Here is a 16,167-nt window from a genome sequence, read left to right on the forward strand (position 1 = left end):
CATGACAACCAAGGAAATGGAATACGGCCAGGATGACAAGACGGTCATCCTCAACCGCAAGGGTGAATCGCGCGCAGAAAGCCCGCTGACCGACTTCAGCGCGCCGCCGAAATTCGAGCAGTTGGAAGAACGCATGATCTTCGCCGCGCGCCTGCGCCCGGCAGAGAGCTTCAACATCAGCCTCAACCCGCTGGTGGCAGCGGCGTCCTCGCTGCTCTCGGAAGTGGTGCGCCTCAAGCACAGCTTCGAGAGCGAGGATCTGGATGCCCTCAATCAGCGCCTGACCCGTGAGATCAAGCTGTTCGAGCACCGCGCCCTGCACGACGGCGCCGAGAGCAGCCAGGTGATGGCCGCCCGCTACGTGCTGTGCACCGTGGTCGACGAGGCGGTGGTGACCACGCCCTGGGGCAACGAGAGCCAGTGGTCGCAGATGAGTCTGCTGTCCTCGTTCCACAACGAGACCTTCGGCGGCGAGAAGTTCTTCCAGTTGCTCGAGCGCCTGTCGCGCAACCCGGTCAAGCACCTGCCGATGCTGGAGCTGATGTACCTGTGCCTGTCGCTCGGTTTCGAAGGCAAGTACCGCGTGCTGCAGCGCGGCATGCTCGAACTGGAAGCGGTGCGCGACAGCCTCTACAGGCAGATTCGCCAGCTGCGCGGCGACGTGCCGCGCGAAGTCTCACCGCACTGGCAGGGCCTGAAGGACACCCGTCGGCGTCTGGTGCGCATCGTGCCGTGGTGGCTGGTGGCGCTGTTCACCCTGATGTGCCTGGTGATGATGTACGCCGGCTTCGCCTGGGTGCTCGGCGAGCAGCGCGACACCGTTCTCAAGCCGTACCAGCAACTCGACCCGGCCTCGGGTGTCAGCATGGATGACATGAAATGAAGAGCTTCTTCGCCAAACTTGGCGCCTTTTTCCGCAAGACCTGGGTCTGGAGTCTGTTGCTGGTTCTGATCCTTGCGCTGCTGGTGTGGTTCGTCGGCCCGCTGCTGGCGGTCAGTGACTACAAATTCTGGGAGTCGGCCACCAGCCGTCTGCTGACCATCAGCCTGCTATTCCTGCTCTGGGGGCTGGGCATGGTATTCGCCAGCTGGCGCTCCACTGCGCGCAAGAAGGCCGAAGAGAACGATGCCGATGCGCAGGAACGCCTGCGCCGTGAGGAGCAGATCAGCGAGGAGCAGAACGAACTGCGCCATCGCTTCAAGGACGCTCTGCGCACCCTCAAGCGCTCCACCCTGTACCGTGGTCGCAGCGAGAAATGGCGCAACGACCTGCCCTGGTACCTGCTGCTCGGCCCGCAGGGCAGCGGCAAGACCAGTTTGCTGGACTTCTCCGGACTGGACTTTCCGCTCAACCGTGGCGACAACCAGCGTCTGACCAAGGACGTGTCCGGCACCCGTTACGCCGACTGGTACTTCGCCGACCACGCCGTGCTGATCGACACCGCCGGCCGTTACCTGACCCAGCCTGACGCTCAGGTCGATGGCCGCGCCTGGGGCACCTTGTTGGGTCTGCTACGCCAGCGCCGTGCGCGCCCGCTCAATGGTGTGCTGGTGAGCATTCCGGTCGAGCAGCTGCAGGGCGGCAGCGAAGTGGAGCTGGAAACCCTGGCCCGTCAGACCCGTCAGCGCCTGCACGAGATTCATCAGCGCCTGGGCGCCGACGTGCCGGTCTACCTGGTGCTGAGCAAGGCCGACAAGGTGCTGGGCTTCGACGAGTTCTTCGATCAGCTGTCGCGTGAGGAAAGCGAGCAGGTGCTCGGCGCCAGCTTCCGCAAGGAGCAGAACGCCAGCGATGTAAGCGTCGTGCGTCAGGAGTTCGAAGAGCTGCTGCGCCGTCTCAACAGCCAGGTGATCCTGCGTATGCACCAGGAGCGCGATACCCAGCGCCGTGGTCGCATCCTCGACTTCCCGCACCAGCTCGGCCAGATCGGCGAGCGCCTGTGCCTGTTCATCGAACTGGCCTTCGCCGGCAACCGCTACCAGCGTGCCAGCAAGCTGCGCGGCTTCTACCTGACCAGCGCGCCGCAACTCAATGAGCAGCTTGACCCGCTGACAGCCGGCATCGGCCGCAACCTCGGCCTGGCCGGCAGTGCGCTGCCGACCTTCCGCAGTGGTCGTGCACGCTTCATCCACCACCTGCTCAGCCAGGTGATTTTCCCCGAGGCGGAGCTGGCCGGTCTGGATCAGAAGGAAGTGCGCCGCATCGATTGGGGCCAGCGCGCCATGTACGCCACCGCCTTCGCCGTGCTGGCGCTGTTCGGTGTGCTCTGGGCCACCGGCTTCTCGGCCAACCACGGGCGTCTGGAAGAACTGCGCGAAATCGCCCAGAAGCTCACCCGCGAGCACGGTGCGATCAACCCGCAGGACGATGCCCAGCAGGTGCTCAAGGCACTGGACAGCAGCTACGCCGCGACCTTGGTGTTCCCACCCAAGGGCGACGTGTCCTACCTGCAGCGTACCGGTCTGTTCCAGGGCGAAGCGGTCAATCCGTCGTTGCACTCGACCTACCGCGCCGAGTTGGAAAACCTCTTGCTGCCACGCGTGGCGCGCCAGCTGGAAGCGCAGATCCGCGCCAACCTCAGCGACCGCGAACGCCTGCTCGGCAGCCTGCGCGCCTACCTGATGCTCAACCTCGAAGAGCGCCGCGACGCCGACTTTCTCAAGGAGTGGGTCGCTGCCGACTGGTCGCTGCGCTACGCCGGCAACAGCCCGGCACAGCATGGCCTGAACACGCACTTCGCGCGCCTGCTCGATGAGTCGTTCGCGCCCTATGCGCTCAACACCCAGCTGGTCGCCCAGGCGCGTCAGGTGCTGCGCAGCGAGTCGCTGGCCAACGTCGTCTACCGCATGCTGCGTGAGCAGGCGCGTAGCCTGCCGGACTACCGCCTGAGCCAGAAGCTCGGCCCGCAGGCCGGTCTGATCAATGGCAGCGACTACGCCATCCCAGGCTTCTACACCCAGAGCGGTTACAGCAAGACCTTCACTGCTCAGGGCGGCAACCTGGTGCGTGAGATCCTGCGTGACAACTGGGTGCTGGGCGAAGGCGAAACCCTCAGCGCCGGTGACCTCGGTCGCCTGATGGTGGAGCTGGAGCAACTGTACTTCCGTGACTACGGCAACTACTGGGGCGAAGCCATCGCCCAGCTCAGCCTGGAGCCGATCGGCAGCGCTGGGCGTGGTGCCAGCCTGCTGGGTGGTCTGACTGCCGCCAACTCGCCGCTGCTGCAACTGCTGGTGGAAGTGCGCGACAACACCCGCTTCAAGGGACTGGCCGAGGCTGCTGACGACGCCGGTGCCGCCGCTGCCGCGCTGGAAGGCACCAAGGGCAAGTTGGGCAAGGCCGCCAAGCTGGCCAGCGCCGCTGCCGAACAAGCGCAACAGGCTCTGGCCAAGAACACCCCGGACACCGCGCGCAAGACGCTGGAGCGTCGCTTCGAGAGCCTGCACAAGCTGCTCGACGATAACGGCGGTGCCGGTGTCGAACTGGCCGCCGGCCTGCAGGCGCTGGACGAGTTGCAACGCCAGCTGGCCAGTTTGGCCAACGCCGGCGCCAGCGATCAGGCCGCGTTCGAGATGGCCAAGGCGCGCATGGGCGGCAAGCGCGATGCGATCAACCAGGTGCGCAGCGCCGCTGCGCGCTTGCCGCAACCGGTGGGCAACTGGCTGGCGCTGCTGGCCGAGGATAGCTGGACGCTGGTGCTCAATGACGCTTACCACTTCCTCAACCAGCGCTACCAGAGCGAGCTGTACGCCGCCTACGACAACTCGCTGAAGCAGCGTTATCCGTTCACCGCGCACAGCGAAAGCGATGTGGCGGTGGCCGACTTCCGCGAGTTCTTCAAGGCTCAGGGCATCGCCGAACGCTTCTTCGACAGCTACCTGCGTCCCTTCGTCAGCGGCAGCGCCGACGAATACCGCCTGCGTCGCGTCGATGGCCGTGGCCTGCCGCTGTCGCGCGAGTTCCTCCTGCAGATGAGCCGCGCCCAGGTGATCCGCCGCAGCTTCTTCGCCGAAAACCCGGCCGAGCCGCAGGTGCTGTTCAAGCTCGAACCCTACTCGCTGGACTCCAGCCTGAGCCGTGCCGACTTCCGCTTCGGCAAGCAGCAACTGGAATACCGCCACGGGCCGATCGTCGCCACCGCCTTCCGCTGGCCGGCAGCGAGCGAGGAAGACCGCACCAGCCTGGTGGTCGAGGAACTGGGTGGTCGCCGCGTCGGTATCGAGAAGAACACCGGCCCCTGGTCGCTGTTCCGCCTGCTCGACCTGATGGACGTGGACTACCACAGCGGTCGTGACGTGCTGATCCTCAAGGCCAATCTCGGTGGTCTGCACGCCAACTACCTGCTGCACAGCCAGCGCTCGCCGAACCCGTTCGACATCGGCCTGCTGCGCAGCTTCAAGCTGCCGGCGACGCTCTGATGACGGCAGTCGCCAACGCTTGGCGCAGTGCTGCGCGCACTGACACCGGCAAGGTGCGTGCGCGCAACGAGGACGCCTTCCTGGCACTGCCTGAGCAGGGCCTGTGGGTGGTGGCCGACGGCATGGGCGGGCACCAGAACGGCGCTCTGGCCAGCCGCCTGATCGTCGAGCATCTGGCCGAGTTGCCGGAGGGTAGCTTCGAGCAGCGCCTCGCGGAGTTGCGTCAGTGCTTGCACCGGCTCAACCATCGCCTCGGCCAGGAGCTGACGGTCACTGCCGAGCGCACCGACACGGTGATCGGCAGCACCGTGGTGGCCCTGTTGCTCGAAGGCGAGCGCGCCGTCTGCGTCTGGGCCGGTGACAGCCGCTGTTACCTGTGGCGCGCCTCACGGCTGTACCAACTGAGCCGCGACCACTCGCTGGTGCAGCAACTGATCGACGAGCAGGGTCTGGCACCGCAGGAGGCCGCGCGCCATCCGGCGGCGCATGCCCTGACCCGTGCCATCGGTGCCAGCGAAACCCTGCAACTCGACATTCTTGAACTCGACGTGCTGCCTGGCGATGTCTTCCTGCTGTGCAGCGACGGGCTCTACCAGGGCGTGCCGGCCGACGAGCTGGGTGCCTGCCTCAATCTGCCTTCGCCGCACCTGGCCGTGGAGCGCCTGTTCCAGCGCGCGCTCGATGGCCCGGCGCGTGACAACCTCAGCGCCGTGGTAATCCGCCGATGACCGAAACCGCCGAAGCCAGTGACCTCACCTACTTCGCCCTGGCTGCCACCGCGGCCAAGGAGCCTATGCGTGAAACGCCGCGTCAGGCGCCGGGCGAGCTGCCGGACGTGCTCGGTGGTCGCTACAAGATCGAGCGCCTGCTCGGTGTTGGCGGCATGGGCGCGGTGTACCGTGCGCGTGACCTGCTGCGCGAACAGTTCGGTGACCCCGAACCCTATGTCGCGCTGAAGACCCTGAGCGACGACTTCGCCGAATACCCGGACGCCAACGCCCTGCTCTACAGCGAGTTCGCCCTCACTTCGCGGCTCAACCACCGGCATGTGGTGCGCCTGTTCGGCTTCGAGGTCGACACCGCCTGTGAGCGCGCCTTCATCACCCTGGAGTTGATGCGCGGCCTGACCCTGGATCAGCTGCTCTGCGAACGCCCGGAAGGGCTGTCCTGGGAGGAGTTGCGTGCCATCGCCATCCCCTTGCTCGATGCCCTCGCCTATTCCCATGAACTCGGTGTGCTGCATGGCGACCTGAAGCCCAGCAATGTGATGTTGGCCGACGACGGCCTGCGCCTGTTCGACTATGGTCTGGGCCAGCCCGTGGAAGGTCTGCTGCCAGGCCTGCCGCGCTTGTGTCGCAACCGTATCGCCGCCTGGACGCCGCGTTACGCCGCGCTGGAGCTGCTCGAAGGCGCTGCGCTGTCGGTCGCTGCCGATGTCTATGCAGTGGCCTGCGTGCTGGTCGAGCTGGCCAGTGGGCAACACCCGTTCCGTCGCCTCAGTGCCAAGCAGGCCAAGAGCATGGAACTGGACAAGCAACTGCAACGCCCGGCGCAGGTGCCGCTGCACTGCTGGCAGGCCCTGCGTACGGCGCTGGCCTTTGAGGAAAGCCAGCGGCTGATCGACTGCAGCGAGCTGCTCGACGCATTTCGCCGGCCCCCGGCTTCGCGCCTGCAACGCTGGCTGGGCAAGGCGTGACAGGCTGTTGAAAAGGACTCTTTCGAAAGGATACGCATATGTTCAACCCGGCCAATGAAACCCATTTCAGCCTGAGCATCGAGGGCGTCGAGCATGACCTGCAGGTGCTCGAGTTCAACGGCCGCGAGGCCATCAGCCAGCCCTACCGCTTCGACGTCGAGCTGATCAGCGAACGTCCGGATCTCGACTTGACGAGCCTGTTGCACCAGCGTGCCTTCCTCGCCTTCAGCCCCAATGGCGACGGTATCCATGGGCTGATCCATCGCGTCGAACAGGGCGAGTCCGGCAAGCGCCTGACCCGCTACCGCTTGGCCATCGTGCCGCAGCTGGCGTACCTGGCGCACCGCACCAACCAGCGCATCTTCCAGCATCTCACCGTGCCGCAGATCGTCGCTCAGGTGCTCGAAGAGCACGGCATCGTCGAAGGTGGCTACCAGTTCCAGCTCGGCCCCACCGTCTACCCCGAGCGCGACTACTGCGTGCAGTACGATGAGAGCGACCTGCACTTCGTCCAGCGTTTGTGCGAAGAAGAAGGCATCCACTACCACTTCCAGCACAGCGAAAGCGGCCACGTATTGATGTTCGGCGACGACCAGACCGCCTTCGCCAAGCTCGGCCAGCCCACTCCCTATATCCAGGACAGCGGCATGACCGCCGATGACCCGGTGATCAAGCGCCTGGCCCTGCGCCTGGAAACCCGCACCCGCCGCACCACCCGCCGCGACTACGACTTCGAGCAGCCGCGCCTGCTGCTGGAGGCGGCTTACCAGGGCGAGCAGGCCGGTGAGAACGACGGTCTGCCCGATCTGGAAGACTACGACTACCCTGGCCGCTACACCGACCGCACGCGCGGCAAGCACCTGGCCAAACGTGCTCTGGAGCGTCACCGCGCCGACTATCGTCAGCTCGACGGTCAGAGTGACCAGCCGCGTCTGGTCACCGGGCATCTGCTGGAGATTTCCGAGCACCCGCGCAGCGACTGGAACGACCTCTGGCTGCTCACCGAAGTGCTGCACGAAGGCAAGCAACCGCAGGTGCTGGAAGAGTCGGTCACCAGTGATTCGGTGCTGGGCAAGGGGCTCTCCGCCCTGCTAAGTAGCGTCACCGGCCAGGCGGACGCCAGCGTCGACGATGATTTCCGCCAGGGTTACCGCAACCGCTTCCTCGCAACTCCCTGGGACGTGCCCTATCGCCCATCCCTGGCCCACCCGAAACCGCGCATCCTCGGCAGCCAGAGCGCCGTAGTCACCGGCCCGGCTGGCGAAGAGATCCATTGCGACCAATACGGCCGGGTGAAGGTGCAGTTCTTCTGGGATCGCGAGGGCCAGGCGGATGAAAAAACCAGTTGCTGGTTACGCGTCAGCTCCAGCTGGGCCGGTGACCGCTACGGCGCCATCACCATCCCGCGTATCGGCATGGAAGTGCTGGTCACCTTCCTCGAAGGCGACCCCGACCAGCCCCTGGTCACCGGCTGCCTGTACCACGCCGAACACGTGGTGCCCTACGAGCTGCCGGCGAACAAGACCCGCAGCGTGTTCAAAACCCTCAGCAGCCCCGGCGGTGGCGGCTACAACGAACTGCGCATCGAGGATCGCAAGGGAGCCGAGCAGATCTACATCCATGCCCAGCGCGACTGGGACGAGAACATCGAGCACGACCAGAAGATCCGTGTCGGCAACGAGCGCCACGACACCGTGGAGAAGAACAGCTACACCGAGCTGATGGCCGAGGAACACCTCACCGTCACCGCCGACCGCAAGGTCGAAGTCAAACCGCAGGATCACCTGACGGTGGCCACCGACCAACACATCAAACTCGGCACCGCACAACTGACCAAGGCCGGCCGCGAGATCCACCTGAAAACCGGCCAAAAAATGGTCATCGAAGCCGGCATCGAACTGACCATCAAGGCCGGCGGCAGCTTTATCAAACTCGACCCCGGCGGCATCACCATCAGCGGCCCGTTGGCCCGCCTCAACGCTGGCGGCTCACCGGGCAAGGGCTCGGGCATCGGCATCAAGCCGCCCGTGCTGCCGGGCGCGGCGGATAGTGACAAGGCGGGTGATGTACTGGAGCAAGTAGTCAGCAACTGCGTGGACAAGCCGCAGCAAGCGGTATGTGAAGAATGCCTGCTCCGTGCGCAAAGCAAAGCCCAAGTGCTAGTCGCACGTTGAGAGGTACCGGAACGCTATGAAATCCTTGACTCATATCTGGCTGAATCTGCTCCGCGAGCATGCGGAGCAAGAACGCTTGCAGTATTTCGATCTGCTGGTCGATGCCAGCAACCTGCACTATCCGCTGCTTTCACGCCTCGATGAACTTGAGCAGTCCCCGGAAATTGCAATGCTTCTGGAAGGCACGCCAGAAGAGACCATCGCAGCCAAGGGGCCTCTGTTGATCCGTGTGGGCCTCGACCAACTCGAACAACAGCCCTGGCTCGACGAATTGCTCGCCAGCAAGAATGCGCACCAGCATCTTCTGGCGTTGCTCAGTCCTTGGCCTTTTGCTCTGCTTGCTAGCCACTTGCGCCACTGCACCCAGGTCGAGTGGAACGATGGCCGGAGCAGTGGCCTGCTGCGTTTCTATGACCCACGCATGCTGGTGCCCACCAGTGAAGCGCTGGATCCACAACAGATATGGTTCCACGCCCCGGTAATCACCTGGCACTGGCGGGATCGTGATCGGCAGCAACGTAGTTTGCCTGGCAATTTTATGCGTTCAGCGGAATTACCTTCACCGCTACCGGTCTTGCGGCTGACGAGAGCACAGATGTCCAGCCTGCTGGCCTGGAGCGCTGCCGAGGACTATCGGCGCAGTTGGGGGGTGCAACCACAGGACTACGGCATGGCCCAGCAGGAACCCTTGATGCGTCATCTGATGCATGGGCAGTTGGCGGCAAACCGCGAGGGGCTGTATGACTTTGACCAGCGAGACACCTTCATCCGTAGCTGGTTGGCCAAGAACTCGCCTGTTGCGCCGCCTGAAGAGACTGCTGAGGTATGGGTATGACTCACAGGGCCTTGGCCTGCCTTCTGGTGGTTCTATTGCTGAGTGGCTGTATGGCCAAGGACTCCGAGATGCTTGGTGCGCCTGTCGAGGGCTATAACCACACGTCCGCAGCCATCAACCGTTTCACTATCAATGGTGCTGGAGGCCCTAATCTAGGGCCTTATGGTGGCGGGGGCGGACAGGTTTGTTGTGGCTCTGTGCCGCGTCATTGGCGACCAGGGCTTAGAGCCATTGTGGAGTGGGAGAAGGATCCTAGTCCTCGCGGATACGGTAGTTGGCCGGAGCGACCATATTCGGATGCTTGGAACAAACGCATGGACGAACATCGCAGTCATTACACTCGTCACCGGGTAGTGGTGGAGATACCTAAATACCAAGAAGCTGGAACATTAAAGGTGCACTTTTTGCCCTGCGATCAGGTGAGAGTTTCGGCGGACAATATTTTTTTTGGGGTCACCGGCTACCCCTATAACTTTCCCCGCAAGATGGAGGATACGGAATGTCCCACTCTTTGAGCTCTTGGTTAGCTCGCAATCTGATAGGCCGATCCCCATTCGCGGGTTTATCACTGGTGCTGTTACTGGCCAGCGGTTGCATGGCCAAGGAGTCCGAGATGCTCGGTGCTCCTGTGGAGGGCTATAACCATACGTCCGCTGCCATCAACCGTTTCACTGTCAACGGCGCTGGAGGCCCTAACCTAGGCCCTTATGGTGGCGGGGGCGGACAGGTTTGTTGTGGCTCTGTGCCGCGCCATTGGCGACCAGGGCTTAGAGCCATTGTGGAGTGGGAGAAGGATCCTAATCCAGGCGCCTCTGTTGGATGGCCACCTCATGGCACGGATGGATGGCGAGAGGCATATAAGAAACACGCAGCTAATTACACCCATCACCGGGTCGTTGTGGCTATACCCCAGTATGACCGTCCTGGCCCTCTTAAAGTGCACTTTCTTCCATGCGACCAAGTCAGAGTGACAGCCGCTGGCGTACTACCTAGCCACCCTAGCTACCCCTATAACTTTCCACGCAAGATGGAGGATACGGAATGTCCCAAACCTTGAGCCCACCGCCTGCCAGTGTGCTAATTGCACGTCCTTTCGAACGCACGGGCCTACCAATAAACTCATGGGAAGTTCTCGTTAATATTCGTGGGCAGGAAAAAGACGAGAAAAAAGTCTGGAGCCGAGCAATAAGCGCCGCGGCAAAACAGGGTGAAGATGTACCCGAACCTTGCTGCAAGACCCTGCATATCAGCCTTTATTTTGATGGCACCAATAATCATGAGCCTTCGGACTCCATCGCTGATCCGATATGCGCGAGCAATGTGGCGCGCCTGTACCACGCCAGTATCGAGAAAACGGAAAAAGGTTTTTTTCGATACTACAGTCCTGGCGTGGGCACTGTTTTCGAGGAAATCAAAGAGTATCTGCCCAGCCAGACTGGTCTGATCGGCGCGAGTGGTGGTGAAGACCGCATCAATTGGGGGCTTACTCGGATAATCGATGCTTTACAAACTACACTGACGCAAAAACCATTGTTACTTGATAAGACCCAAGCCTTGGTCGAGGCCATGGGCACTAACTGGACTGCCTCCGTATTGAGCGGAGGAATACTGGAAAATGGCGCCCGCAAGCGCAAGGCAGCGCTGCAGCCCTACGAGGATGAGCTAGCCAGTCTGCTGGAGCAGCGGCGAAACAATGGTGAAAAACCGGAAATCCTTGCCTTGCGCCTCTATGTCTACGGCTTTTCCCGTGGGGCCGCTCAGGCCCGCGCTTTCACCAACTGGTTGATGGAGCTGACGCGGCAGCAAAACGGCGAGACTAGCGAATACCGTTTCGCCGGGCTACCCATTTCCATCGAGTTCCTCGGCCTGTTCGATACCGTGGCCGCCGTGGGCCTGGCTGACAGTGTGCCTTTCGCTGCCGGTCATATGGATTGGGCCAGCGGCACCATGCGCCTGCCGGACGAAAGCCAGGTGCAAGCCTGCATGCCAACTGGGCTGCCTGAAGATTGCCTCTTTCTCAAGCGCTGCGTACATCTGGTTTCCGCTCATGAACAGCGCGCCAGCTTTCCACTGGACTCCATTCGACGCCGCGAAAAAACAGCCGACGGGACGCGTGATGACTCACGCCCTTCCACCTATCGCAAGGACACCTGGGAATACGTCTATCCGGGTATGCACACCGATGTGGGTGGTGGATATCCGCCAGGCGATCAAGGCAAGGCTCGTGGTGGCCAAGGAGAGCTGCTGTCACAGATTCCCCTGCACCATATGTACCGTTCGGCCTTTGCTGCGGGCGCGCCATTGCAAGTACCAGAACAGCTTCTTGATGAAAATGAGAGCTGGCGAAAAATGGGGGAGTCGACTCTTGAGGAGTTCGACTTTACTCCACAACTCGTTGCCCGCTTCAATGCCTGGCAGAAACAGGCCAAGCCCGAGCCCCTTGAGGATGTGATCGAGCGAGAACAGGCGCTGATCACGGCCTGGCGTATCGATCGTTATGCCGGCGGCATCGACAAGCAGGGCTTTTACAGCCATGTAAAAGATCAGGACATGAGCGATGAGGAGTGGGATGCTCTGAAGCGCCTGCATGCCCACAAGCTGGCGGAAAACGCTGCAGCGGCGCAGGGTAAGGAACCGCCTGTGCTCAGTGCGAAAGAGCAGCAACAACGCGAGGCGGATCTCGAGTTGGTTGGCGGAAGCGAGGTTTATGCGCGCATCAATACCAGCAAGACATTCGAACCAGCGTTAGATCACCGGCAACTGCGCCGTGCCGCCGCTGAGTTTAAGCGTGATTACGACCGTAATTGGGGAGTTCTTGAGGATACTTTCGAATGGGGTGGAATACTTAATCTATTACTTGGCGGCACTGTCTACCTGATTAACGAAGAAGACGAAGCCCAGGAGTATGCCGAGCTTTACCAGAATGGAACGCAGCGCCATGGCCAGCTGTTCGCCGGGCCGGGCGTCATCGCGAGTGGGCAGCAGGATTTGGTCGCGCTTTTCGATGATCACGTGCACGATTCGCGGGCCTGGTTCATGAACTCTTCTTTTTTGGGCGAGCGCGAGCTTTTCACCGATTACTTCCGCTATCGCCTGGTGCATTTCGACAATGAGTCGAACAAGAGCCTGTCGGTACTGGCCAATGCGGGCCGCGTGGTTGGAATGGGTATCGCCTTGGCTAGTATCGGGCTCTCAATCAAGAAGCGTAATCCGCGCTATTTGCTCGGCCTTTTCCTGCCCTCGTTGGCGACGCCTGTGCTGACGGGCAGGCCAGGATTACCGACTTTACCGGAAATCAGCGCATTCGATCCTTTAACCGGTATTGCACTGCCGATGATGCAGGGCATGGAAGCCGTACGAGCCTTTACTCAAAAGCCTGGTGACGTGGTGGCCATGCTCAACGCTATGCCTTTGCCCGTACCTCTCACCGAACAAACCGCTACTACGCCAGAGCTGCAAGCCGTCTTCAAAGCTGCTGAGGCGGTGAAGGCGGTCAAGGCGGCCAATGATTCGGGCGATATGGGCGGCTTGTTGGGGCAGGCGATGGACATGATGGATAAGGGTGCCCCCACGCCTGGACTGCAACCTCCCGGTTGGCTGGATCAGGCTAAAGGCATGGCCAAGGAGTTCACTGGCTAGAAGCAAAGGGCAGCGGCGCATACCTGCGCTGCTGCCCTTTCCTGCTTACGGCTCTACTGCCTCTAGAGCACTCTTCAACGCCCCCGCCTCCTTGAACACTTTCTGCTGCACCAACTTCCCATCCTCCAACTGCAACCACAGCACCTCGCTTTCACCAGCCTGATAGCGCGGAGCGATTCGGGCGTCGCGGTCGAGGAGGATGCGGTAGTTGTAGTCGCGCATCTTCGGTAGGGCGAAGAGGGTGGCGATGACGCTGGGCATGCGGCTGATGTCGGCGAGGAAGACTGCCTGGCGCTCGTCCAGATAACCCTTGGGCTTGTCTTCCAGTGCAGCGTTGACCAGTTTGGCGCCGTCCATGTCGTGGGCGACCAGGAGGATTCGGGTCTGATCGTTCAGGGTGTAGGGCGCGTCGAACTGATCCAGCAGTGTCCAGGGCGCCAGGCGTTCGCCGGGCTCCACGGCCAGTGCAGCGGTGGACAGCAGGCACAGCAACAGCAGGGCAGCAGCTTTCATGCTGGAACTCCTAGCAGGGATAGCAGGGGATTAGAGGTCTTCGTCGGTCACCAGACGCACTTCGCCGGCATCCATGGCGTAGGCGGCGTCGGCCAGGTCGTTGCTGACCTGTTCCACCTTCAGCTCGCCGCTGACCCACAGCGGGGCGTAGATGTCGTCGAGCGGGATACCTTTCGGGTAGCGCACCAGTACCAGTTGGTTGGGTGGCGGTGGCGGTACGTGGATGCAGGCGCCCGGATAGGGCACCAGGAAGAACAGGGTGCTATTGCCTTTCTCGTCGCTTTCCAGCGGTACCGGGTAGCCACCCAGGCGGATGGCCTTGCCGTCGAGTGCGGCGACGGTCTTGGCGGAGTACATCACCGCGGGCAGATCCTTGTCCTGTTGGCGCAGGCCGCCTTCGCTGTAGAAGGTGCTGTCGCCTTCGGGGGTGTCATGGCTGATGTCGGGCATTTCCTCGAGAGCCTTGCGGTCTTCGGGGGGCATCAGGTCGAGCCAGTCGGTTTCCGGCAGTTCGGCGCGAGCCAGACCGGAGAGCAGCAGCAAGGCGAGCAGCAGGTGGCGCATGGTGTAGGACGTCTCGTGGCAGCGGGAATCGGGAGCCGGCATGGTTGGCATGCCGGCTCCCGACGAAGGATATCTAGTCCTTCTTGATCGCGCCGTAGATTACCAGCAGAACGATGGCGCCGATCACTGCGCCGATGAAACCGGCAGCTTGTCCGGCTTCGTAGATGCCCAGGGCCTGGCCACCGTAAGTGGCCGCGATGGAGCCCCCGATACCGAGCAGGATGGTCATGATCCAGCCCATGCTGTCATCACCCGGTTTGAGGAAGCGTGCGATGAGGCCAACGATCAGGCCGATGAAAATGGTGCCGATAATGCCCATTGGCGTATCTCCTTGTTGAGTGCCGCGTATGCGGCAGGCTTTGCTTGAGACAGGTTGTGATGGCTATCGGTTCGCTTCATCCGGTGGCGGAACGCCATAGCGATGGTAGATCAGCGCGATTTCTCCTTGCGCGCGCATGCGCTCGAGTTCCGCGGCCAGGCTGTCGTAGAGCGCACGACGATCACTTCGGTAGCGCTTGAGTGATGCGCCAAAGTGATTGCCCAGAACCTGGCGATGCACGTAGTGGCCATAAGTGAATCCCGTGAAACCCAGTGCGGCGAATTGCGCTTCCATCGGCATGACGTCGAGCACGGCGATGGCGTCTAGGCGGCCTGCACGAAACATCGCCGCCAGCTGTGCGTCGTCGCTGGCGTAGGCCCGTTGCAGCAGGACATCGCTGTCGAAGGGTTCGAAATAGGCGGTGCCGCGTTTGACGCCTACGGCCAGCGTATAGAGATCGCCGTAGCGACTCAGTTCGACTTCATACCCTGGGTGGACGATGAAGCGCACGTTCAACTGCTGGTTGCCGATGCTGGGTAGGAAGTGGATGTACTCGCGGCGCTGTTCGGTGAGCAGTACCCGTGGCACCAGGTCGACTCGACCGGAGCGCAGGTCGTCGAGGCTGCGCAGGAAGGGCGTCAGGCGCCAATGCAGGCGTATGCCAAGGCGCTGTGCGGCGGTTTCCAGCACGCTGATCAGTGGGCCGCTGGGAATGCCATCGACGGCGCGCATCTCGGGAGGGCGCTCGCGAAAGTCCACCCGCAGCACGTCTTCGGCGCTGGCGCAGGTCAGGCTGAAGAGCAGAGGCAGTAACGCAAGCAGGCGTTTCATGAGGGGGCTCTTGGACGACCACCGTCGTCCAAGAGCTTAGCTGCAAATCGCCGTATCAGCCCTTGGCGATCAGCGCCTGGACTGCTGCGATAGCTGTGTCGAGGCCAGCCCGATCGGCGCTGCGTACGGTGGCGTGACCCACCTTGCGTCCGGCCTTGAAGGCCTTGCCGTAGTGGTGCAGATGGCAATCGGCGATGCTGATCACCGCAGCCACCGGCGGTACTTCACCGATGAAGTTGAGCATGGCGCTTTCGCCCAGCTTGGCGGTGGAGCCCAGCGGCAGACCGGCAACGGCGCGAAGGTGGTTCTCGAACTGGCTGCACTCGGCGCCTTCGATGGTCCAGTGCCCGGAGTTATGCACACGCGGGGCGATCTCGTTGGCCTTGAGGCCGCCGTCGACTTCGAAGAATTCGAAGGCCAGCACGCCGACGTAATCGAGCTTGTCCAGCACACGGCCGACATAGTCTTCGGCCAGCGCTTGCAACGGGTGCTCGGTGCTGGCGATGGACAGGGCGAGGATGCCGCTGTCATGGGTGTTGTGCACCAGCGGATAGAAGCGGGTTTCGCCATCGCGTGCACGCACGGCGATCAGTGACACTTCGCCGGTGAAGGGCACGAAGCCTTCGAGGATGCACGGCACGCTGCCCAGCTCGGCGAAGGCGCCGGTGACGTCTTCCGGCTTGCGCAGTACCTTCTGGCCCTTGCCGTCATAGCCCAGGGTACGGGTCTTCATCACCGCTGGCAGGCCGATGCTGGCCACCGCAGCGTCCAGGTCGGCCTGCGACTGGATGTCGGCGAACTCGGGAGTAGGAATACCCAGCTCGCGGAACATGGATTTCTCGAACCAACGGTCACGGGCGATGCGCAGTGCTTCCGCGTTCGGGTAGACCGGCACGAACTGCGAGAGGAAGGCCACGGTTTCCGCCGGCACGCTCTCGAACTCGAAGGTGACCAGGTCGACTTCGTCGGCCAGCTGGCGCAGGTGATCCTGGTCGCCGTAGTCAGCGCGGATATGCTCGCCGAGGGCCTGGGCGCAGGCATCCGGCGCCGGATCGAGGAAGGCGAAGTTCATGCCCAGCGGGGTGCCCGCCAGCGCCATCATGCGGCCCAGCTGGCCGCCACCGATTACACCGATTTTCATAACAAAGCCCCTTTTCAGCAGGTGGCGAACCAAGCA

The 16,167-nt window shown here is 62.4% G+C and carries 14 protein-coding genes; 9 read left to right on the top strand and 5 right to left on the bottom strand.

Going from position 1 to position 16,167, the window contains the following annotated elements; all coding sequences use genetic code 11:
- Window position 1 precedes the first annotated feature (1 nt).
- From icmH to HS968_RS00560, 9 genes are all read left to right on the top strand, one after another.
- Complete coding sequence (gene icmH, locus HS968_RS00520; RefSeq protein WP_182369641.1) at window positions 2-883, top strand: type IVB secretion system protein IcmH/DotU; 882 nt, start codon at window positions 2-4, stop codon at window positions 881-883.
- Window positions 880-4,419, top strand: coding sequence for a type VI secretion system membrane subunit TssM (tssM, locus tag HS968_RS00525; RefSeq protein ID WP_119692514.1), 3,540 nt, complete (start codon window positions 880-882; stop codon window positions 4,417-4,419). Before icmH ends, tssM begins: the two co-directional genes overlap by 4 nt.
- Window positions 4,419-5,147 (top strand): PP2C family protein-serine/threonine phosphatase, encoded by a 729-nt coding sequence (locus HS968_RS00530; protein WP_182369643.1) that lies wholly within the window; start codon window positions 4,419-4,421, stop codon window positions 5,145-5,147. Before tssM ends, HS968_RS00530 begins: the two co-directional genes overlap by 1 nt.
- Entirely contained in the window at window positions 5,144-6,115 is a 972-nt protein-coding gene (locus HS968_RS00535) for a serine/threonine-protein kinase (RefSeq protein ID WP_182369645.1), read from the top strand. Before HS968_RS00530 ends, HS968_RS00535 begins: the two co-directional genes overlap by 4 nt.
- 38 nt (window positions 6,116-6,153) lie before the next feature.
- On the top strand, window positions 6,154-8,289 hold the full coding sequence (gene tssI / locus HS968_RS00540; RefSeq protein WP_182369647.1) for a type VI secretion system Vgr family protein: 2,136 nt from the start codon (window positions 6,154-6,156) through the stop codon (window positions 8,287-8,289).
- 16 nt (window positions 8,290-8,305) lie between these two features.
- A complete protein-coding gene (locus HS968_RS00545; protein WP_182369649.1) occupies window positions 8,306-9,124 on the top strand; it encodes a DUF4123 domain-containing protein in 819 nt (272 codons plus the stop codon).
- Window positions 9,121-9,639 (top strand): DUF3304 domain-containing protein, encoded by a 519-nt coding sequence (locus HS968_RS00550; RefSeq protein WP_182371555.1) that lies wholly within the window; start codon window positions 9,121-9,123, stop codon window positions 9,637-9,639. Before HS968_RS00545 ends, HS968_RS00550 begins: the two co-directional genes overlap by 4 nt.
- An 80-nt stretch (window positions 9,640-9,719) precedes the next feature.
- Window positions 9,720-10,181, top strand: coding sequence for a DUF3304 domain-containing protein (locus HS968_RS00555; RefSeq protein WP_238338983.1), 462 nt, complete (start codon window positions 9,720-9,722; stop codon window positions 10,179-10,181).
- Window positions 10,166-12,763: a T6SS phospholipase effector Tle1-like catalytic domain-containing protein gene (locus HS968_RS00560; RefSeq protein ID WP_182369653.1), complete on the top strand. Its 2,598-nt coding sequence runs from the start codon at window positions 10,166-10,168 to the stop codon at window positions 12,761-12,763. The genes HS968_RS00555 and HS968_RS00560 overlap by 16 nt, the downstream gene beginning before the upstream one ends.
- Before the next feature lie 45 nt (window positions 12,764-12,808).
- Here the strand turns inward: HS968_RS00560 and HS968_RS00565 are convergent, their stop codons facing one another.
- The 5 genes from HS968_RS00565 to HS968_RS00585 form a co-directional block, all read right to left on the bottom strand.
- Entirely contained in the window at window positions 12,809-13,276 is a 468-nt protein-coding gene (locus HS968_RS00565; RefSeq protein ID WP_182369655.1) for an FAD/FMN-containing dehydrogenase, read from the bottom strand.
- A 30-nt stretch (window positions 13,277-13,306) separates the two neighbouring features.
- Window positions 13,307-13,840, bottom strand: coding sequence for a DUF3299 domain-containing protein (locus tag HS968_RS00570; RefSeq protein WP_182371556.1), 534 nt, complete (start codon window positions 13,838-13,840; stop codon window positions 13,307-13,309).
- 73 nt (window positions 13,841-13,913) lie between these two features.
- Entirely contained in the window at window positions 13,914-14,159 is a 246-nt protein-coding gene (locus HS968_RS00575; RefSeq protein WP_106737843.1) for a GlsB/YeaQ/YmgE family stress response membrane protein, read from the bottom strand.
- A 63-nt stretch (window positions 14,160-14,222) separates the two neighbouring features.
- A complete protein-coding gene (locus HS968_RS00580) occupies window positions 14,223-14,990 on the bottom strand; it encodes a substrate-binding periplasmic protein (RefSeq protein ID WP_182369657.1) in 768 nt (255 codons plus the stop codon).
- A gap of 55 nt (window positions 14,991-15,045) precedes the next feature.
- The gene (locus tag HS968_RS00585) at window positions 15,046-16,131 is read right to left on the bottom strand and encodes a 5-(carboxyamino)imidazole ribonucleotide synthase (RefSeq protein WP_182369658.1); all 1,086 of its coding nucleotides are present in this window, start codon (window positions 16,129-16,131) and stop codon (window positions 15,046-15,048) included.
- Window positions 16,132-16,167: the final 36 nt, after the last annotated feature.

This window comes from Pseudomonas berkeleyensis (assembly GCF_014109765.1).
Classification (GTDB): Bacteria; Pseudomonadota; Gammaproteobacteria; order Pseudomonadales; family Pseudomonadaceae; genus Aquipseudomonas; species Aquipseudomonas berkeleyensis.

Excerpts from the sequence above, each read along its gene's own strand:
- HS968_RS00555 (WP_238338983.1), top strand. The coding sequence starts at position 9,720 with ATGGCCAAGGAGTCCGAGATGCTCGGTGCTCCTGTGGAGGGCTATAAC.
- HS968_RS00580 (WP_182369657.1), bottom strand. The coding sequence starts at position 14,990 with ATGAAACGCCTGCTTGCGTTACTGCCTCTGCTCTTCAGCCTGACCTGC.
- HS968_RS00570 (WP_182371556.1), bottom strand. The coding sequence starts at position 13,840 with ATGCGCCACCTGCTGCTCGCCTTGCTGCTGCTCTCCGGTCTGGCTCGC.
- HS968_RS00585 (WP_182369658.1), bottom strand. The coding sequence starts at position 16,131 with ATGAAAATCGGTGTAATCGGTGGCGGCCAGCTGGGCCGCATGATGGCG.
- HS968_RS00535 (WP_182369645.1), top strand. The coding sequence starts at position 5,144 with ATGACCGAAACCGCCGAAGCCAGTGACCTCACCTACTTCGCCCTGGCT.
- HS968_RS00550 (WP_182371555.1), top strand. The coding sequence starts at position 9,121 with ATGACTCACAGGGCCTTGGCCTGCCTTCTGGTGGTTCTATTGCTGAGT.
- HS968_RS00560 (WP_182369653.1), top strand. The coding sequence starts at position 10,166 with ATGTCCCAAACCTTGAGCCCACCGCCTGCCAGTGTGCTAATTGCACGT.
- HS968_RS00545 (WP_182369649.1), top strand. The coding sequence starts at position 8,306 with ATGAAATCCTTGACTCATATCTGGCTGAATCTGCTCCGCGAGCATGCG.
- icmH (WP_182369641.1), top strand. The coding sequence starts at position 2 with ATGACAACCAAGGAAATGGAATACGGCCAGGATGACAAGACGGTCATC.
- HS968_RS00530 (WP_182369643.1), top strand. The coding sequence starts at position 4,419 with ATGACGGCAGTCGCCAACGCTTGGCGCAGTGCTGCGCGCACTGACACC.
- tssM (WP_119692514.1), top strand. The coding sequence starts at position 880 with ATGAAGAGCTTCTTCGCCAAACTTGGCGCCTTTTTCCGCAAGACCTGG.
- tssI (WP_182369647.1), top strand. The coding sequence starts at position 6,154 with ATGTTCAACCCGGCCAATGAAACCCATTTCAGCCTGAGCATCGAGGGC.
- HS968_RS00575 (WP_106737843.1), bottom strand. The coding sequence starts at position 14,159 with ATGGGCATTATCGGCACCATTTTCATCGGCCTGATCGTTGGCCTCATC.
- HS968_RS00565 (WP_182369655.1), bottom strand. The coding sequence starts at position 13,276 with ATGAAAGCTGCTGCCCTGCTGTTGCTGTGCCTGCTGTCCACCGCTGCA.